This window comes from Algoriphagus locisalis, from assembly GCF_900116615.1.
Taxonomy (GTDB): domain Bacteria; phylum Bacteroidota; class Bacteroidia; order Cytophagales; family Cyclobacteriaceae; genus Algoriphagus; species Algoriphagus locisalis.
In genome coordinates, this window is record NZ_FPBF01000008.1 from 104,075 (window position 1) to 124,267 (window position 20,193).

At 41.4% G+C, this 20,193-nt stretch carries 12 protein-coding genes; 7 read left to right on the forward strand and 5 right to left on the reverse strand.

The annotated features are described in order from the left end of the window. Nucleotides 1-478: 478 nt before the first annotated feature. From BM386_RS19650 to BM386_RS19670, 5 genes are all read right to left on the reverse strand, one after another. Nucleotides 479-1,639 carry an efflux RND transporter periplasmic adaptor subunit gene (locus BM386_RS19650; protein ID WP_091697356.1) on the reverse strand — a complete coding sequence of 387 codons (1,161 nt, stop codon included), beginning with the start codon at nucleotides 1,637-1,639 and terminating at the stop codon, nucleotides 479-481. Then, nucleotides 1,639-5,964 (reverse strand): CusA/CzcA family heavy metal efflux RND transporter, encoded by a 4,326-nt coding sequence (locus BM386_RS19655; RefSeq protein ID WP_091697357.1) that lies wholly within the window; start codon nucleotides 5,962-5,964, stop codon nucleotides 1,639-1,641. Before BM386_RS19655 ends, BM386_RS19650 begins: the two co-directional genes overlap by 1 nt. Nucleotides 5,965-6,194: 230 nt before the next feature. Then, nucleotides 6,195-7,574: a sensor histidine kinase gene (locus BM386_RS19660; RefSeq protein WP_091697359.1), complete on the reverse strand. Its 1,380-nt coding sequence runs from the start codon at nucleotides 7,572-7,574 to the stop codon at nucleotides 6,195-6,197. Continuing rightward, complete coding sequence (locus BM386_RS19665; RefSeq protein ID WP_091697361.1) at nucleotides 7,571-8,239, reverse strand: response regulator transcription factor; 669 nt, start codon at nucleotides 8,237-8,239, stop codon at nucleotides 7,571-7,573. The genes BM386_RS19660 and BM386_RS19665 overlap by 4 nt, the downstream gene beginning before the upstream one ends. Before the next feature lie 522 nt (nucleotides 8,240-8,761). Continuing rightward, nucleotides 8,762-10,015: a PepSY-associated TM helix domain-containing protein gene (locus BM386_RS19670; protein WP_091697363.1), complete on the reverse strand. Its 1,254-nt coding sequence runs from the start codon at nucleotides 10,013-10,015 to the stop codon at nucleotides 8,762-8,764. Between the two features lie 416 nt (nucleotides 10,016-10,431). Between BM386_RS19670 and BM386_RS19675 the strand changes: the two genes are divergently transcribed. The 7 genes from BM386_RS19675 (at nucleotide 10,432) to BM386_RS19705 (ending at nucleotide 20,191) form a co-directional block, all read left to right on the forward strand. After that, entirely contained in the window at nucleotides 10,432-10,986 is a 555-nt protein-coding gene (locus tag BM386_RS19675; RefSeq protein WP_091697364.1) for an RNA polymerase sigma factor, read from the forward strand. Between the two features lie 276 nt (nucleotides 10,987-11,262). Then, on the forward strand, nucleotides 11,263-12,177 hold the full coding sequence (locus BM386_RS19680) for a FecR family protein (RefSeq protein ID WP_091697366.1): 915 nt from the start codon (nucleotides 11,263-11,265) through the stop codon (nucleotides 12,175-12,177). A 202-nt stretch (nucleotides 12,178-12,379) separates the two neighbouring features. Next, a complete protein-coding gene (locus BM386_RS19685; protein WP_091697368.1) occupies nucleotides 12,380-15,853 on the forward strand; it encodes a SusC/RagA family TonB-linked outer membrane protein in 3,474 nt (1,157 codons plus the stop codon). A 29-nt stretch (nucleotides 15,854-15,882) separates the two neighbouring features. Further along, a complete protein-coding gene (locus tag BM386_RS19690) occupies nucleotides 15,883-17,343 on the forward strand; it encodes a SusD/RagB family nutrient-binding outer membrane lipoprotein (RefSeq protein WP_091697370.1) in 1,461 nt (486 codons plus the stop codon). A 34-nt stretch (nucleotides 17,344-17,377) separates the two neighbouring features. Next, complete coding sequence (locus BM386_RS19695; RefSeq protein WP_244545576.1) at nucleotides 17,378-17,821, forward strand: hypothetical protein; 444 nt, start codon at nucleotides 17,378-17,380, stop codon at nucleotides 17,819-17,821. A 49-nt stretch (nucleotides 17,822-17,870) separates the two neighbouring features. Continuing rightward, entirely contained in the window at nucleotides 17,871-19,040 is a 1,170-nt protein-coding gene (locus BM386_RS19700; protein WP_091697372.1) for a pyridoxal phosphate-dependent aminotransferase, read from the forward strand. A gap of 14 nt (nucleotides 19,041-19,054) precedes the next feature. After that, nucleotides 19,055-20,191: an AEC family transporter gene (locus BM386_RS19705; protein ID WP_091697373.1), complete on the forward strand. Its 1,137-nt coding sequence runs from the start codon at nucleotides 19,055-19,057 to the stop codon at nucleotides 20,189-20,191. Nucleotides 20,192-20,193 lie beyond the last annotated feature (2 nt).

Genomic DNA, 20,193 nt, shown 5'->3' on the forward strand with positions numbered 1-20,193 from the left:
GAAGCGGCAGCAGATCATGATAAACTCAATCAAAACTTCTCAACCAATTACTTCTGATGCTAAGGAACCTGCTGAACCCAGTCAATTATACTCAGAACTTAACTTTCCTCCATTTTTAGACAAGTAACTCTGTCCGGAAGCCAACTTTTTCTCCTCTGTGGGAAGTCAGTTCGGTAATTAGAATAACATTTTGACTACGGAAGACAAGTAGTTTTGCGAACAAGACAATTAATCTACCTCAGAAGAAAACCAGTCTGCCTTTAAGGTCAGTGAGTTATCCTTAGAGGACAATTAATTAACCTCAGAGGATAACTTTTTACCTTCTGAAGACAAGTAGTTATCCTCTGAAGATAACTTTCAAGGTTCTGGAGTCTGTTTCTTTGAAAATTAAGGAAAAATAATAATCATTAGATGTGGTCAGAAGTTTGGATGAAACACTTTCTACTTCGTTTGTGTCGCCACAAACGACTCCTTTCAACTAAGGCAACAAATTAAACCCGCCATATGTCAAAATCACTGTATTCTCGTCAAGCGCTTCATTAGGCAAAAGCTCGATCATACCATCACTTTCCAAGCCGGTTTTAACAGCAATTTTTTCCAGCTTAAAGCCTACCTCAGTCTTTTCACGCTGCACAAGTACATAGCTTTCTCCTTCTGATACCACTACGGATGTCACTGGAACAACCCATGCTTCCTTAGGATCCTGGATCAATTTCGCCTCTAGGAACATTCCGGGAAAAAGTAAAGCATCCTCTTTTTCATCCGGCAAATGCGCATGTACGTTGATTTGACGCTCGTTATTGATTGACTGACCTACGACAAACACTTCTGCTTCCAAGGTCTTACCAGGGATGTCAGGTATGGTCACCAGTACTTTTTGACCCTTATGAATATTGCCCGCATCCTTCTCAAACACCACCAATTCTATATGCAAATGCTCTTTGCTGATAACCGTCATGGCTTTTCCACCTACAGACAAAAACGAGCCCTGCACTAAATGTATCCCATCCACAAAACCTGCAATTGGCGATAGAACAGGAACTTTGGAACGGATATTCTCTGGCTTCAATTGATCAGCATTGATATTGATCAGTGCCAATTGACGCTTCAAGCTTTCGGCTTTAGCTTTGGTCGCCTGATAGTCTGCTTCAGCTTTTAGGTAGTTTTTCTGAGAAGCGATCTTCTCCCCAAACAAGGTCTCTTGTCGTTCGAATTCTGCTTTTAGGTAATTCAATTGACTGCTTGCCTCCAAATAATCCTGCTGCAAGCGGATGAAATCTGTATTTTCCAGGTAGAAAAGCACTTCTCCTTTTCGCACTGGTTCACCTTCCAGTTTATTCAGACCACTTACATAGCCACCGAAAAAAGCCGATATTTCCTGAATTCCCTCAACCGGAACTTTCACCATTCCCTGAACAGAAAGTCCTTCCGAGAACTCCTCCATTTTGGGGCTGCCCCATTTCATTTTCATCGTCTCAAATTGCTTCTGAGAAACCGTGATAAAAGGTCCAGATGAAGTACCGGCTTCCACTTCTACGCCATCAGAATCGGATTCTCCTGAGCTTGTACACTGAACAAATAAAAGACTGCTGGCTAAAACTGTAGCGTTAAGGAATGTTTTGATATAGATATTCTTCATCAGTTCAGAAGGTAGTTGATGTCCAAAATAGTTTGTTGATAAGCAAATTTGCTTTGTAGGTATTGAAGGGTGATCGTCCTGGAATTCTCCATCAGCTGCACGTATTGAAGGAAGTCAATTTCCCCTTCCTGATAGGATCGCTGAGCCTGCTGGAGGATTTGAAGTGAAAGTGTTTTGCCTTCTGCTTCATAATAGTTTATGACTCGGATATTCTGATCCAGTTGACGATGTAGCTGCTGAGCCCGGTTTTCCAATTGATTTCTGTACTGCTCAGCTTCCAGTTGTATTTTTTGCTGTTGAAATTCGCTGCTTTTCACATGGGATTTCTGTGCTCCGAAGAAAAGCGGAAGTGAAATTCCTGCCTGAAATCCAGGATAAACTTTAGCGTTTTCACCAGGGTTTGTTCCTCGAAAAACATCTAAATTAATATCCGGGAGAAGTTTTCGCTTTTCGCTCTGGATCTGGAATTGAGACTGATTCACAGCACTTTCATAATACTCCACACCCGGATGCAATGACCAATCTTCCATCATAGAAACATCTAAGTCAATCTCATCGGTTGCAAGTATCAGGTCGCCTTCCCAGTTCAGTACAAGCTTCAACTGATCCATCGCCATCAGGTAATTTTCATTAGCCTCAGACTTTTTCAGTTTGATTTCCTGACGCTTCCCTTCAGCGGTCAATTTTTCAAGATAATTGCTTTCACCAGTTTCAAATTTTCGCGAAGCGGCACGGGAAAACTCCGCATAGAGTGAATCGAGATACTCATAGTTTCCAATCAACTCCTGCCAATACCTCACTTCAATAAAAGCTTTACTGATCTCCCCCTGCAGTTTTCGCTTTTGCAATTCAAACTGATTAAGCTGCATCTCTGCTCCTGCTTCGAGCGCTTTTTTCTGAGCCCCATAAAGTGTGGGAAAAGCTATACTTTGACTTATGCCCCACCTCCGGTTATAAATTCCGTTTTCGGCTATATCATTTTTATCAACCGCGTAGTAAACATTGGTTTTATCGAGATTCCAGCCTTGCCCGATTTTGGCATTTGCCATTTCCAGTGACTTGTCTGCCGCCTGAAGATTTAGGTTTCTCTCTATTCCTATATCCACAGCCTGTTCCAAGGTGAGTGGGCCTTCTTGTGCTTTTCCTGCGAAAGAAACCAAAATAATCAATACTAAGGAACTCAGTACTTTTTTGGAGGAGCCTAAAGAAGAACCTGATTTGCTTTTAAACAAAACATATAAAACAGGGAGAACTATCAGTGTCAGAAAAGTCGCAGAAATCAACCCTCCTACCACTACCGTGGCAAGTGGCCGTTGAACTTCTGCTCCTGCTGAATTGGAAATAGCCATAGGCAAAAAGCCCAATGCGGCTGCTGAAGCTGTAAGTAATACTGGCCTCAAACGTTCTTTAGCTCCTTTGATCACCAGATCTTTGATATCTATATAGTGTGATTCCATGGATTTGAAATGTTCAATTAGTACGATTCCATTGAGAACGGCTATTCCGAAAAGAGCGATAAATCCCACACCGGCAGAAATACTGAAAGGCATATCTCTCGCCCAAAGCAGCAGTACTCCACCAATCGCCGAAAGCGGAATAGCGGAATAAATCATCAATGCATCCCGAGAAGAAGAGAACGCGAAATAAAGCAGTACGAAAATCAGAAAGAGTGCAATTGGAACTGCGATCATCAGTCTGTTTCTAGCTTGTTGTAAGTTTTCAAACTGGCCTCCATAATCCACTCGGTACCCCTCAGGAATATCTATCTGATTGGCTACAATGGCTTGCACATCATCCACCACCGACTGCAAATCACGATTTCTCACATTCACTCCGATTACTACTCTTCTCTGCGTATTGTCACGTGAGATTTTTGCAGGGCCTTTTGTGTAGCTGATGGTAGCCAGCTCTGAAAGCGGCACCGAACCACCATTTGGCAATTGGATAGAGGCCTGCTCCAGGTGTCGGATATCCTTTCGAAATGGCTCCGCAAACCTCACCACAAGATCAAATTGCTTTTCCCCTTCAAAAACTTTCCCCGCACTCATGCCGGCAAATCCCATAGTCACCACCTCATTCAGGTCCGAAATATTCAATCCGAACTTGGCTATTTTGCCTCGGTTGTACTCGATTTTCATCTGAGGAAGACCATCCACTTTTTCCAAAACAATATCTGCAGCTCCTTCTACTCCCTGGATCGCAGCTTCGATTTGCTCAGCCGTGCTAAGCAAAACATCCAAATCCTCTCCGAAAACTTTGATCGCCAAATCTGCCCGAACACCGGTGATCAGCTCATTGAAGCGCATTTCTATTGGCTGTGTGAACTCATATTCCATTCCAGGAATGACTTCCAACGCCTCCTTGAATTTCTCTGCAAGCTCATCTTTAGTCTCCACCGTCGTCCATTCTGAGTGCGGTTTCAAGGTCACAATCACATCACTTTCTTCCATAGACATGGGGTCAGTGGGAATTTCAGCCGCACCAATGCGAGTCACTACCTGATTTACCTCAGGAAATTGTTTCAGGATTTTCTCAATCTCCGTGATAGTCTCCACGGTATTGGTCAGCGTAGTTCCTGTTTTCAAAAAAGGTTGAATCACAAAATCCCCTTCATCCAAAGTTGGCACAAACTCGGAGCCCATGGTAGAGAAAATCAATATCGTGCCCACCAGCAATCCCGAAGCCGTGATCAGCACTGCTTTAGTATGATCCAGTGCCCAGGTAATTGCAGGCTCGTAAATTTTGTTTAGTCCATTGATAATTCTGGTAGAAATATTTTTCGGACCAGGAGGAGTTGTTTTGAGAAAAAGTGAGGAAACTACTGGAACGTAGGTCAATCCCAGAATCATGGCACCAATCAAAGCAAAGGAAAACACCTCCGCCATTGGTCTGAACATCTTGCCTTCTACACCGGTCAGCGATAGAATCGGGATAAATACGATAATGATGATGATCTGCCCAAAAATCGCCGAATGCATCATTTTGGAAGCTCCAGTAAAGGAAATCTCATCCTTCTTCTCCTGCTTTTGAGCCTTGGAAAGTCCTGCCAACTGATGGTCAGCTCGGGTAAATTGGAATGCGATAAACTCCACAATAATCACAGCTCCATCAATAATAATCCCAAAGTCAATTGCCCCCAAACTCATCAGATTGGCATCAACACCGAAAATGTACATCATCGAAAGTGCGAAGAGCAAACTTAAAGGTATCACAGAGGCGACTACCAGACCAGACCGGAAATTGCCCAGCAAAAGCACTACTACAAAGACCACAATCAGACAACCTAAAATCAGGTTTTCAGCAATGGTGAATGTAGTTTTACCGATCAGTTCAGACCTATCTAAGAAACCATTGATAACAATTCCATCTGGAAGGGAGGATTTCATTTCTTCCAGTCGTTCTTTCACCCGATCTATCGTTCCTTTGGAATCAGCTCCTTTCAGCATCATCACCTGACCTAGGACTTTTTCCCCCTCACCATTGGCTGTGATTGCGCCAAATCTATTTGCATGACCAAAGCCAACTTCAGCTATATCCCGGATGTAAATTGGGGAGCCGTTTCTCACCTCCACAACAATATTCCCTATGTCCTCCAAGGTAGATACCAAGCCCTCTCCTCTGATAAAAAAGCTCTCGTTAGTCTTTTCTATATAGCCTCCGCCAGCGATTGAATTATTCATTTCCATCGCATGATAAACCTCGGCGATGTCAATCTGCATCCCTTTCAATCGCTCAGGATTGATTGCCACCTCGTATTGCTTTAGGAAACCGCCCCAGGTATTCACTTCCACCACACCTTCTATCCCAGAAAGCTGACGGCGCACCACCCAATCCTGTATAGTCCGCAAATCAGTGATGTCATACTCAGTTTCAAAGCCTGGCTCTACGTCAATTACGTACTGAAAAATCTCCCCAAGACCAGTAGAAATAGGTCCCATGACAGGAGTACCAAAACCTTCCGGAATACTTTCTTCAGCTATTTTGATCCGCTCAGCAACCAGTTGTCGGGGAAGGTAAGTCCCCATTTCATCTTCGAAAACGATCGTAACTACCGAAAGTCCAAATTTGGAAATAGAGCGAATCTCGACGACTCCAGGAAGGTTGGCCATCTCCAGTTCCACCGGATAGGTCAGGTATTTCTCCACATCCTCCGTTGCAAGATTTCTGGAGGTAGTGATCACCTGAATCTGATTGGAAGTGATATCAGGCACCGCGCCAATAGGAAGATTGCTCAGAGCAAAGAGTCCAAAACCTATCCAAGTGGCTATAAAAATGGAAATGATAAGCTTATTCCCTATACTCCATTGTATAATTCGATCTAACATGCGAGGGGTTGTAATTGAAAATGATTATCCGCATTTATGCCAGAGATCTACATTCTTTGTTTTAGCAGACGGAAGACCGATGACCGATGACCGAAGTTGCCTCTTCGCTGAGGCTTCGCTAAACTTATGATGCTTTAATCTTTAAAACTGGCACTCAAGTGGAAAACAAATTGAATAACAAAAATGGACGAACGGCTTCTCAAAGCCTGAAAAACTCCCTTAAGATTACCTTAAATCTCTTGCATAAAAATCAACCTGAACTCGGAGCCTTTTCCTTTTTCACTATCCACTTCTAGCTGAATATCCGATTCAAGCGCAAGTTTTTTCACTATTGCCAGCCCTAAACCAAGGCCTTGAATCGAACTGCTGGAATCGGAAATCTCTCTATAAAATGGATCAAAAATCTTATCTAATGATTCAGTCGCTATTCCTTTTCCCTCATCTTTAATTGCTATAAAAGGAGCTCCTTCGTGGCTGCCAACCTGTACCTGAATTCCCGTCAATTGATCGGAGTACTTCACTGCATTTTGACCTAGGTTATTTAGGATCATTTGCAGGGACTTTTCATTTACATGTGTAAAAAGTGGTGTAGAAAGATTGGTTTCAAATGTGATTTCCCGGCCAGAATCCTTCTGTAGTTGCTTCACAAAGTTCTGGGTAAAAGAAACTAGCTCAACCTCTTCCCTACTCATTTTACCCTTCCCTGCTCTAGCCAGCGATAGCAGCTGATCAATCATCTCAGACATGCGATCTATGCTCACCAAAGCCATTTTGATCTTCTCGACATATTCCTCCGAAGTCCTGGGCTTACGAATCAACACTTCAAGCGTTCCCCGCATCACTGCCAGCGGCGTTCTCAATTCGTGCGAAGCATCCGAGGTAAACTGCTTCTCCCGAATAAGCGATTGTTCCAGCCTGGCCAGCAAGTCATTGATAGATCGTGTGAGCTGAGCAATTTCATCATTTGGCTCAGCGACGGGAATTCGTTCATTCAGGTTACTTTGTGAAATGAGATTAGTCTTCTGAATGATCTTCTTGATAGGCTGAATACTTTTTCCTGCTAAAAAGCGCATGGCCAAGAACAAGGAAATTAGAATCCCAGGGTATAAAATCAGAAGTATATTCCGGAGGTTATTGAGCAATTGTCGGGCATCTTCGAATGACTTCGCTACCAGCATATAGCCCTCCTGTTTGCCGGCATGATTAAGTGGAATCTGCATTTGTCGCACTTCCCTGCTTCCCGTCTTTAGCGTCCAAGCCTCATGGTTTTTTGCGCGGTCAGGATAAAAGCTAAGATGATTCTCTCCCAGATTGGGAGATCTATCCATGGAAATGCCCTGCATATCTACAATCTCAATAAAGATGGGATTAAGCTGAATCTGACTATGTTCCTGCTCCAGCCATTCATCTTTGTGCACAAAACGAATCTCTCCATTCACCAAAAAAATCTGGCCTACATGCTTATCCGTTTCCAACTTCAACTCCCGGTCTATGCTTTGGATAACAGTGAAATCTACGACGAGATAGATAATCGCAAATACCACCAGCACAATCAATGCTGTGACCAAGGTCAATCTTCTAGCTATACGTTCTTTATAAGAAACATTCATAGATCTTTAGCAATGTAGCCAACTCCACGGATGGTCTGAATGTAATCTTCGTTGGTGTTGAAACTCAACTTTTTCCTTAGTGAATTCATGAAAACGTCAATTACTCCGGTATTATAGTCGAAATGAATATCCCAAACATTCTCTATAATCTGTGTACGTCGGCAAACCTGATTCTTGTTTTTCATGAGGTATTCCAGCAAAGCAAACTCTTTTTGAGTCAGCTGAATCTCTTCCTCGTCTTTAATAACTTGATGCCTGTCAGTGAAAAGCGTAATAGGCCCAAGCGTATATTTTTCTTCAGAGACAGCCTTTGTTCTCAATTGCACTCGAATTCGTTCTAGCAATTCTTCGAAATGAAATGGCTTTTTGATGTAGTCATTAGCCCCTGATTGCAGTCCAGAGATAGTTTCCTCTACTGTATCTTTTGCTGTAAGAAAAATAACCGGAGTATCCGAAAATTGCTTTCTAAACACCTTACAGACTTCAACTCCACTTTTCAAAGGAAGCATCCAATCCAGCAGCAAAAGATCATAGTTTCCCGTAAGCGAAAGTTCAAGGCCCTTCACACCGTTTTCAGCTACGTCCACGGAATAGGATTCCTCCTCCAGCCCTTGTTTCAAAAAGCTGGAAATTCCCGGTTCATCTTCTACGACTAAAATTCGCATGATTATTTATTTACCACAGAGAGCGCGAAGGTCACGCAAAGGTCGCAGCTAAAATCACATTAAGGGAAATGATGTGATATGGCTGATTTCTCTTCAAATCTCTTGTTATTGTTTTTGCTTCGCAAAAGTTAGCAAATCAAATCAAGGTCGGTAATTCTGCGGCTTAAGATTCTCTTAAAGTTTGTAGAAAAAAGCAAATGTCCCGCTAGGGACTAAATCTGGGTAGAAAGGAAAACGTATTTAAAGCTTGCTGTGCCACTAGGTACGGCCCTTTAAAATATTTACAAATAGATCTGTACCAAAAGGCACAGAAAAAAACGTAATAAATTAACGCTACCTATAGTCTGTCCATAAAGGGACAAATTTGTCACCTTGGATTGTGTCCTAAAACCCATAAGTCCAGCTTCTGGAGAAGCAGGACACCAAATTCTAAGCTGTGCTCTCCGCGTCATCCTCCGTGCCCTCTGCGGTTAAAGTAGAAATCAAAAAAAGACCTTCCACTTTCAGAAGGTCTTCAAAAGGTTAAGCCATTTCAGCGACTCTTGTCTGAGTTGGCTTTTTCTTGGATGGTTTTTTCTTTCTCTTATTCCACCAGATCAAGGTTCCTGTAATTGGCAAGGAAGTAGCGATCAAACAGGCTACAAACCAGAGGAACTTTGAAAACTGACCAAAGATATCTCCAACGTGAAGTGATTTGACCGATCTGCCCACCTGCTGACGCCAAGGCAAATCTGAAAACAAATTAGCCTCAGTCACTGACAAGTCGGCTGAAGACAAAGTCAATTGATCTGCTCCTGCTCTGGCGAAAAAACCTGTTCTGTATTTACTCACGCTGATTGGATCTGAAGCTTTTGATGGTAGCGACACACGGATATTTCCTTGGTAAGAAAGCTCTTCATTAGTCTTTGCGAAAATATCTTCCAAGGAAAGGACAGCAAGGCTACCTTCTACTGCTGGAGTCGAAAGCTCAGGCTTAGGCTCAGCCTTTGGCTTACCTGCATTCTCTCCTCTGGGAGCTGGCTCCTGATAGGTATCCCAAGTTTTTTGCCATCCTTCTCTATACCATGAATATGACCAAAAAGGTCCAGTCGCTCCCATGATAAACAGAAAGATCAGCGAGTAAAACGCCAAAGTATTATGTATATCATGGTTGACACGCTTCCAATTAGCATCCCATTTGATTTTCAAACCTTGCTTCCAACTTTTTACTTTATTTGGCACCCAGATCACAATTCCTGTAATCACTCCTAAAAGGAATAGTAGTGTAGCGACACCATTTATAAACCTACCCAGATCACGGTTACCCATACTTTCCAGTATAGGCGTTTCAATTCTATCCAGCAATAGCCATCTGTGCAGGCTGAACATATAGCCCATAAATTCTCCTGTGGCAGTTTTGTCAGAACTGTTGCCCAAGATCTTTGCAGTGTAGGGATTCACGTAAAAAGTATTCCCTCTTCCTTCTTCACCTTCCTTTTTCAATGTAAACTGAACGCTACGATCGGCCTCTTCATTCCACATCACTCCCACCACATTGGATTCGGACGCTACCTCAAGCTCGGATTTTAATTCGTCGGCGGACATTCTTTCTCCAGCCTCTTCCACAAAATACAGCTCGGAATCCATAAACTCACGGATCTCAGTATTGTACACATATATTGTCCCACTGAGACAAACGGCGATCACCACCAAACCAGAGATCAAACCAGCATACAAGTGTATTTGGTCAAAAATATTACGGATACTTTTCCAGACAGATGTTTTTTTCGGCTGCATAAAATGGTGCGTTCTAAGGAAATAAGTCTTGATTCAAGGGCAAAAATAAAAAAAGAAATCTATTATTTAGATTTAATCTAAAGAAAAAACGAGAAAATTTTCAGGCTTCCTTTATCCTTGCTAGCATAGTGAAAAGCTATGCAGGCTCTCCGTCACAGCTTTTTTCGTATCAAAAAACTGGAATCGATTCATATATCTGATTTTCAGTTACTTACTAAATAGCAGATGTAGATCTATGAACTATGAATAAGTTTATACCCTATTTTTAGATTTATATCAAAAAAAATTATCAATAATGTTTAAAATAAACCCACTTATTGATAATTTGACATCAAATACTAGATTTTACTGATTCTTTTAACCCTAAATTTATAAAATGATCAATTTAATCACCCCGAAGATCTACTAAATCACTCATGTCAGAAAAAGAAATAATCGAACGCGAATTAGTTGAAAGAATCAAAAACGATGATGAATCAGCGTTCATCGAAGTTTATGATCTTTTCTGGAAAAGGCTGTTCAACTTTGGTTTCAAAAAACTAGGGAAAAAAGAGATAGTTGAAGGCATCGTTCAAGAGGTATTTATTGATTTTTGGTCAAAGAGAAAAAAACTTGAAATCCATACTTCACTTTCCTCCTATTTATTCAGCGCAGTCACTTATCGTATCATAAACCAATATAAATCTCAAAGCATACGCGATAAATTCTCCGAAATGGAAAAATCCAAAGGAGAACGAAGCAGTTCTTCCGCAGAAGAGAAAGTCCTCTACAATGATTTGAAATCAAACATCAAAAAAGTAGTTGGCGGATTCCCTCCCCAAAGACAAAAAGTATATAAACTCCGCTTCAACAAAGGACTAAGCTATATTGAAATCGCCCAAAACCTGGAAATATCTGTAAGCACCGTAGAGAAACATCTCATGCGTGCATTAAAAGATATCAGGATCAGCCTTCGAGAACTCAGTTTGTAAGCTTTCACCTATCAGGGTTTAGCGCCATTTTTTGAATTACCGATCCCAATAATTATCCCCTAGCCTCCTGCAGTATCAAGCAGAATCGGCTTTATCATTGTAAGATTTTCCAGCCGACTTTCGAAATACCACAATTGATAAAAATTGAAACACAGGGTATTTTTTTTATCATTTTTGGACTCAAAAAATGTCTTTTATAAAAAACTTGGTTTTTTTTCAGTTTTGAATAGAGGATAATCCTGTATGAATTGACATATATAGTATAAAAGGAAATTCATGATGGAAAACAATTCCAAAATATTTCAAGGTGAAAATTCAGAGTCGGAACCTACTCATGAATCGAACTATATAGACCAACTAGATGAGACAGAGCAACAAGCCTTACGAAAGAGAATATTAGTAGGAATAAAATCAGGAATCAGAGAACGAGAGGAAAAAGCTAAGCAAAAAGAAAGAGCACTTTACTTCTCAAAAATTGCTGCCTCGTTTTTACTACTAATCGCACTGAGCTTTGGACTATGGCATTCAGTAAAACAAGAACAAGTACGCTATAGCACTGGCTCAAATGAGACTTTGAAAATAAACTTACCTGATGGATCCATCGCTATGCTAAATTCCAACTCATCATTGTCTTATAGCTATAACAGGGTAAGTGGATTTGATAGAAAAGTAGAATTGACTGGAGAAGCCTTTTTTGATATTGCCAAAAATGATGGTATCAAAAAATTTATCATCAACGAAGGGGAAGTAATGGAAGTGGAAGTATTTGGAACGGAGTTCAATTTCAAAAATCAGCATCCAGTACACAAATTAACACTTTTGGAAGGCAGCGTGAAGCTGGGATACCAAGGAGATGGAGGAAATGAAAATCGCATGGTAGTGCCTGGAGAGACCATAAAACTAAACCTAGACAACCATCAAATTGAATCCAAAACTGTACCGAATCCACTAAGACTTCTCGCTTGGCAGGAACGTAAGCTAAGAATGCAGAATGAAAGTCTTGAAGAAGTACTTGAAGTCGTGACCGAATTGTATGACTTAGAAATAATTGATCAAAAAATACCACCAACCAACCAACTTATCTCAGGAAGCTTACCTCTAACCGACAACGCTAATGAAGTGATAAACAACATCGAAGTATTATTCAACACAAAAATCAACCTAGAAAAAAATTCGATAAGAATACCATAATACAAAGCTTGCCTTTCGGCCGGATTGCAAGCAAAACCAACTACCATAGAAAATTTAGTTCGAGCAACAGCCATGGGTAAAACCGGAAGCTGAAACAGTACACTAGTGAAACCTAGGTACATACCATACCTAGACATATGAATGATTAGCAATCAGCCCAAAATAAACGCGAGTAATCATTCAACCACTAACCTATTCATTTATGCTCATCAAATTTACCCGTTATCTATTGGTTGCAGGGGTCACTGGAGTGCTTGCACTCCCAATCTCCGCGAATGGCCAAAATCTCACACAATTTGCCAAAGGTCCGACTTCCAATGAGAAGTTGGTTAGTAAGAACCTAGAGTCAACGCTAAAAGAACTGGAAGACTTGTATGCCATCTCCATAGCCTATCCATCTTCTTTAGTAGAATCTGAAGCCAAAATCCCAGCGGCTATTAACTCCAAACTTACAGCAGAGGAGAACTTACAGCGCATTTTAAAAGGAAGTCAGATTAATTACAGAAAAGGCGCTGGAGACTTTTATATGCTGGAAAAGTCGGAAACCCAATCGACTACAGCTCCAACCGCCAATAACTTCACCTATCAAATACCGACTCAAGCTGTCGAGGAAGTAGAAAGAACAATTGAGGGGGTGGTTTTAGATGAAGATCAAGTTCCTATTCCTGGGGCTAGCATCCTGATCAAAGGAACGATGAATGGCACAGTGACTGACATTGATGGCAAATTCTCTCTTTCCCTGGAAGATGAGAATACCGATGCTATTCTGGTGGTTTCTTTTATTGGATTTACCACTTATGAAACAAAAGTTGGAGCAAACTCAATGTTCACTATAGAGCTAGCTTCTTCTGATTTAGCCTTGAACGAAGTAGTAGTAACTGCTTTTGGACTTGAAAGAGATAAAAAAGCCTTAGGCTACTCTACTCAAAGCGTTGACGGAAGTGCCCTTACAGAATCACGACCAACTAACGTAGCAAACAGCTTGTCAGGAAGAGTTGCTGGTGTTCAAGTAACAGGTAACTCCATGCCAGGCAGTGGAGCACATGTAGTAATCAGAGGCTCATCTTCTGTAGCAGGAAATAACCAGCCGCTTGTTGTAGTAGATGGAGTACCTCTCGAGCAAACTTCCAGCAGACAATATGGGAACGGACTTTCTGAAATCAGCCCAGACAATATTAAGGAAATGACCATATTAAAAGGTGCCACAGCTGCTGCCTTGTATGGCTCCCGAGCGGCAAATGGTGTCATCATGGTTACTACTAAAAATGGTTCCGGCACGAAAGGAATTGGCATTGAGTTCAATAGCAACATGACAATGGACAATCCATTGGTAACTCCAGACTTCCAAAACACCTATGGAGGCGGGGCAGGCTACAGAACTTGGTATGTAGATGGTAGAAATGGATTTGATGCTGACGGCATTAGAGGTACCGCTGGTGTGGATGAAAGCTGGGGAGCTCCGATGGATGGCAGTATGGTACCACTATGGTATTCTGCTCCTGAGAAAGTTGCCCTTTTACCTCAGCCCAACAACTTTGCTGATTTTTGGGAGACGGGCAAAAGCTTTTCAAATACTATCGCACTTTCTGGAGGAAATGAGCAAGGAAGTTTCCGGGTAGCCATCGGCAGACTGGATCAGACCAGTATCATGGCTGACAATGATTATTTCAGAAATAATTTTAAGCTCAACACCTCATACAAATTCGTTCCGAAACTTCAAATGAGTGTAAATGCTGAATATATTAAATCAGGATCGGATAACAGAGGATTTACAGGTAGCCAGGATTTTATCTGGGCACACAGACATACTGATTATACCAAGCTTAAAAACTGGGAGGATTATTACGAAATACAAAGGCAGACTTTCCGCCCAGGAGACGACTACCCTTATGCCAACTGGCAGCATGAATACTTTTCAAACCCCTTTTTCAACCAAAAGTATCTACCTAACTCAAACGAAAAAGACCGCTTAGTCGGAAGCATTGCACTGAACTATGACATCAATGAGCATTTCAGTATCATGGCTCGATCAGGAACTGATTACTGGTCAGACACGCGCATTAACATCAATAGTGCGGAAAGCTTCAAAAACAATGTAAAGAGGTTTGGTTCATATACAGAGTCTGTTCTAAACAGTCAAGAAACAAACAGTGATGTAATCTTGACTTTTGACAAGAACTTATTCCCAAGACTTTCTTTGAAAATCCAAGCTGGAGCAAACAACAGAGTAAACAATTACAAAAGTACTTCTGTAAATGTAGGGCAATTGACTATAGATGGACTGTATAACTTAGGAAACTACGCTAGCCCGGTCACACCATCCAGTACAATCAGAAAACAAACAGTGAATAGTGTATTCGGATCAGCACAGTTCGGGTATAACAATTACCTATTCCTAGATGTGACCGGTAGAAATGATTGGTCCAGTACACTACCAACCAACAACAACTCTTTCTTCTATCCTTCAGTTGCGATGAGTGCGGTTCTGACAGATATTTTTGATGTCCAGTCTGGGTTCCTTTCATTCGCAAAAATCCGAGGTAGTATAGCACAAGTTGGTAACGATGCTGATCCATATCTACTTAACCAGGTGTATTCTTCGGAAGGGCTTTGGGCAGGCACAACTCCTACTTACGCAGAGTCAAATGAAATTGCAAATAGATCACTTAAACCGGAGATCACCACTGGTAAAGAAGTTGGCTTGGACTTGAGATTTTTAGAAGGACGTGTTGGCATCGACTTCACTTATTACCACCAGTCAACAGTAAATCAAATCCTTGCCGTATCTATTTCCACAGCTTCTGGATATAGTAGCCAAATCCTCAATGCAGGTGAAATCACAAACCAAGGGGTTGAGTTGACAATTAATGCAACTCCATTCAATACCGCATCTGGCTTTAGCTGGTACACTGCAGTGAATTTTGCCAGAAACAGAAACAAAGTAGTAGAGCTGGCAGAAGGTTTGGAAAACTACATTTTGGGCACCCAAAACTCCCTTACATCTGAAGCCAGAGTAGGTCAGCCTTATGGTTCACTCTATGGAAGAAGATATTTGAGAAGCCCAGAAGGAGAGCTAGTTTACAACAATGGCCTTCCTATACTCGAAGAAGGCACTCACATACTAGGCAATATTCAGCCTGATTGGATAGGGGGATGGACAAACTCCTTTGCTTACAAGGGTATTGAGCTGAATACCTTGATCGATGTGAAAATGGGTGGCGATATTTTCGACGTAGGTACTGGCCTAGCTAGAAAAACGGGGCAATATGCAGAAACAGCTGCAGGACGAGAAGAAGGAGTGATAGGGCAAGGTGTAATAAATGTAGGTACAGCCGAGGAGCCAGTGTACGTTCCGAATGATGTGATCGCAAGTGCAACTACATTCTGGAACTCTCAGAACCCACGTACTTATCATGAATCAGGAATTTTTGACGGGACTTATGTAAAGCTTCGTGAGCTGTCTTTGGGCTATGTATTTCCAAAAAGTTTTCTGGGCAATAAGTTTATCCAAAGCATGAAAATCTCTTTCGTGGGAAGAAACCTAGCAATTCTATACAAGAACCATCCTCACATGGATCCTGAAGTAGATGGCAAAGGCGGAAACGGTCAAGGGTTTTCCTACGGCGAGATGCCTTCCACTCGTAATCTGGGATTCAATCTTAACGTGACATTCTGATCTTATCTTCTACCTATTAAGAACTTATCATGAACAGACTATACAAATCAACCATAGCCATACTTCTTCTAACCTTCGGCACGATCACTTCTTGTACCAATGATTTTGAAGAAATCAATACAGATCCAAACAACCCTGTCTCTATATCTCCATCCTTGCTTCTGCCAAATGCCATTCAAGTTGTTGTCGATAGATATTGGGGACATAGTACTAGATATCAGCGATTGAATATAGACGCTGCTATGTGCTGGATTCAGCATCTTTCTAGAAACATATACATCAATGCTGAAGGAGATAGCTATGAGATTCCGCTTACTATTTCATCAGGCACTTGGAACAGTATTTACAATGAATCGCTGATCAATTTCGAAAGAATCAAAGTACTTTCCGAAACTGGAGCAGACTTCGAAAATGCAAATTATAAAGGCATAGCAATGACCATGCAATCATTCGCATTTGCTTATCTCACGGATGTTTTTGGCCCTATCCCCTACTCCGAAGCACTGAAAGGCACAGCAGAAGAAGCTATAAACTCTCCAAAATACGATTCCATGGAAGAAGTATATGCCGGAATACTTGCTGATCTAATGGAGGCAAATGACTTGCTCTCAACTTCAGGACCGGCAGTAGTGGGAGATATCCTATTCAATGGAGATATCATGAAATGGAAGCGATTCACCAACTCTCTTGCATTGAGAATCGCTAACAGACAAGCTGCCAAAAAACCTGCAGAATCCCGAGCTATCATGACTCAGATACTTTCTGATCCTATCAAATATCCTGTGATCGAAAGTAACGACCAAGCGGCAGAGTTGATCCATTTCGATGTGATAGGCAGCAGAAATAAGATGTTTGATGTGTTCTCCACTCGATCTGATTGGAACATCAGCACTACTCTTATAGAAAAGCTACTTGATCTTGATGACGAAAGAATCAGCGTTTACGCTCAACCTTTAGCAGATGGTTCCTATGCCGGTTTGCCAAATGGACTTACGGATGCGGCAGCTGGAACATTCAATGCTTCTCGAATTGGTCTTAAATATTTGGATCCTACTGCTCCAAGTGTCTTGATGACCTATGCAGAAGTAGAATTCATCAAAGCTGAAGCTGCTTTAGAAGGAGATATCACAGGTGATGCCTCAGAATTCCTTGAAAGTGCCATCAAAGCATCTTTCAGCCAGCAAGGCCTGACAATGCCAAGTGACTATATGAGTAGAATTGGCGGTGTGACCAAAGAGAGCATCATGACTCAAAAGTGGATTGCTCTTTTCGGACAAGGTGTAGAAGCCTGGAATGAATACCGTCGCACAGGCTACCCAGTTATGCCAGCTCCACATCCAAATTCAGTGTTTTCGAACGATGGAGTCCTACCTACTAGAATTGAATACCCTACTTCAGAATACTCTCTGAACAAAACAAATCTGGACGATGGGGTCAGCAAACTAGGCGGATCCGACAATATGAGAACTCCACTTTGGTGGGTAGAATAAACAATCAATCTCTAATCACTCAACTCAATTTTATATGCAAAAGTCATTCAATATATACATAGTAGTGGCAGCTTTCGTCACACTTGCTTTCTCTCAATCTTGTGTAGAAGCAGAGGATTTGGTCACGCCAAATGTAGCTGCCCCTGTATTGGTTTTACTTAATGGAACTTCATTCAGTGCCACTTCTTCAGTGACAGTAGGATCCCAATTCTTAGAACTAGACAAAACCAATATCCTTGATCACACCAAGGGTATTGACTCTATACCAGTGCCTAACCTTAATATCGCGGTCTTCATCAATAACACCAATGAAGTAGCAAAGCTGGTAACTGACTCTGAGGGAAGTGCTGACTTAGTCATTTCTTGGGCAGATCTAGGTTTGCCTGATGCAGAAACAGGAAATCAAGTCCGACTTGAATTCGCAGGAACCTACAAAGATGTTCCTTTTAGAAAATACCATACAGTAAGAGTCAACTAACCTTATTCATAATATCAAAAAAATCTATTAACAACCTTATTAAATCATCATGAACAACTCTATTAACAGACGAACTTGGATCAAATCCAGCCTTATGGCTGTTGGTACTATGGCAATGGCTCCGGCATTTGCCCTTCCAAAAAATAAAGCATTGGCTGCATATCAGCCTGATTCTATATTAAACGAGCACATTCCTGCATTTAGATATGATGAAGCTCGTCTTGTAGCGAAACTAAATGCTAATGAAAACCCTTACGGTCCTTCTCCGAAAGTGATTAAAGCCATTTCTGACTCTATTTCTTTAGGAAATAGATATGGCCATGGCGAAGCAAAAGTTCTCCTTGACATGATTGCAGAAAAAGAAGGCGTTTCTCCTGACCACATCATGCTTTCCCCTGGTTCTTCAGACATTCTGGAGAAAGTAGCCTTCGTCCAATTCATGAATGGCGGTAATGTAGTCTCTGCAGATCCATCTTACATGTCATTGATGAATACTGCCCAGAAGCTTGGCGCAACATGGAAGCCTACTCTTTTGACGGGAGATTTTCAGCATGATCTGGACGCCATGGAAAAAGCTGTTGACTCAGAAACCAACTTGGTTTACATCTGTAATCCTAACAACCCTACCGGCTCAATCACTGATGCTACCAAGCTTAAGGCATTCTGCTCAAAAGTGTCTGAGAAAACACCGGTATTCGTAGATGAGGCTTACTTAGAGTTCCTGGAAAAGCCAGAGGAAAGCACTATGGTAGGACTGATAGCTGAAGGCAAAGATGTAATCGTAGCAAGAACCTTTTCTAAAGTACACGGGATGGCTGGACTAAGAATCGGCTATATGGTTGCACTTCCAGAAAGAATTGAAAGTATCACTTCGAAAGTTAGAAGTACCATGGGACTTTGTGTCACTTCTCTAAACGGAGCTATCGCAAGTATGAAAGACCCTAGCTTCATTACTAACTGCAGAAATATGAATACAGAATGTAGAGAATACACTAAGGGGGAAATCGCATCTCTAGGTTATGACATTATTCCTTCTGAAACCAGTTTCATGATCTTCCCTATTAAAATGGAAGGACAGCCATTCATGAAAGGCATGTATGACAGCGGAGTTGGTATTCGAGTTTTCAATATCGACAACAAACCTTGGTGCCGAGTAAGCATGGGTACGAAAGAGGAAATGGAAATTTTCGTCGATGCTTTCAAAAAAGTGACGGCCTAAGACTATAACCAACTATGAGTATTGCACTTCAGAAGACCCTATCGCTGATTCTTTTGATAGTTATCGGGATATTTCTCCAGAAAAAACTACAGAATGAGGATCAGAAAAAAGGGTTAAAAACCATAATTCTTAACATAGCCTTACCTGCAATGATCTTTGTGGCTTTGTTGAAAATCGAAATCAACCCGGATCTACTGATTCTACCGGTTTTGGCATTGATCTTCAATATTGTGATGATCTTCATTACAAAGTACTCCCTGCCATTTTTTGGCATCAAGGGAAATACTCCAGCTATGCGGACACTGATGTTGCTTCTACCTTCTCTTGCGCCAGGACTAACCTGTTTCCCATTTATAGTAGAATATCTAGGAGATGATGTACTGGCATGGGCAGCACTTGCTGATATTGGAAATAAGCTTTTCGTATTAGTCCTAGCCTATTTATTAGCTATGTCTTGGTATTACAAAAATCAAAACCTCAAAGCCAAGTCTAATGGTCAAAAGGTTAAAGAATTGCTGATAGCGATGGTAAGTGAGCCGATCAACCTGGTGATTTTTATCGCCATAGGTTTGCTCAGTTTTGGATTCAACATGGAAAGTATGCCGGCATTTCTAAGCTCCTCCATACTAATGATGAAGGATATGATGACACCACTGGTATTACTGTTCATCGGAATCGCCGTGATATTCAAATGGGATCAGTTACGCATGATTACTTCTATACTCACGTTCAGAGCAGGTTTTACCTTCTTATTAAGCGGCCTGTTCATTTGGCTAGTTCCTATGCCGTCTGAGGCAGCAATATTACTTGCAGTAGTATTTCCTCAGAGCGCAGTGAGTTTTTGGCCGTTTGCACATATGTCTGCAATTCGAAAGTTTGAATATGAAAATGACTCTCAAAAAGAAAATCCAACTTTTGATCTTGAACTGGGGATAAACGTTTTAGCCGTCTCTATGCCGTTCAGCACTTTGCTAATACTTGGTGTGTTTACTTCTGGCAGCTACTTCACCTCCCCACTTCATGTAATCTCAATTGGAGGGTTGTTGATAGGAACAGCATTAGTGCCTAAAGTAATTCAATTAGTGAAAAATGCAGATTTCAGTTTTGATAGCTTAAGAGAGAAAGTGTTAAAAGACAGTCCAGCAGAATAATA

Bases quoted from the DNA above. Each gene is read 5' to 3' on its own strand.
- BM386_RS19650 (WP_091697356.1), bottom strand. From the start codon at position 1,639: ATGAAGAATATCTATATCAAAACATTCCTTAACGCTACAGTTTTAGCC.
- BM386_RS19660 (WP_091697359.1), bottom strand. From the start codon at position 7,574: ATGAATGTTTCTTATAAAGAACGTATAGCTAGAAGATTGACCTTGGTC.
- BM386_RS19680 (WP_091697366.1), top strand. From the start codon at position 11,263: ATGATGGAAAACAATTCCAAAATATTTCAAGGTGAAAATTCAGAGTCG.
- BM386_RS19695 (WP_244545576.1), top strand. From the start codon at position 17,378: ATGCAAAAGTCATTCAATATATACATAGTAGTGGCAGCTTTCGTCACA.
- BM386_RS19670 (WP_091697363.1), bottom strand. From the start codon at position 10,015: ATGCAGCCGAAAAAAACATCTGTCTGGAAAAGTATCCGTAATATTTTT.
- BM386_RS19705 (WP_091697373.1), top strand. From the start codon at position 19,055: ATGAGTATTGCACTTCAGAAGACCCTATCGCTGATTCTTTTGATAGTT.
- BM386_RS19690 (WP_091697370.1), top strand. From the start codon at position 15,883: ATGAACAGACTATACAAATCAACCATAGCCATACTTCTTCTAACCTTC.
- BM386_RS19665 (WP_091697361.1), bottom strand. From the start codon at position 8,239: ATGCGAATTTTAGTCGTAGAAGATGAACCGGGAATTTCCAGCTTTTTG.
- BM386_RS19675 (WP_091697364.1), top strand. From the start codon at position 10,432: ATGTCAGAAAAAGAAATAATCGAACGCGAATTAGTTGAAAGAATCAAA.
- BM386_RS19700 (WP_091697372.1), top strand. From the start codon at position 17,871: ATGAACAACTCTATTAACAGACGAACTTGGATCAAATCCAGCCTTATG.
- BM386_RS19655 (WP_091697357.1), bottom strand. From the start codon at position 5,964: ATGTTAGATCGAATTATACAATGGAGTATAGGGAATAAGCTTATCATT.
- BM386_RS19685 (WP_091697368.1), top strand. From the start codon at position 12,380: ATGCTCATCAAATTTACCCGTTATCTATTGGTTGCAGGGGTCACTGGA.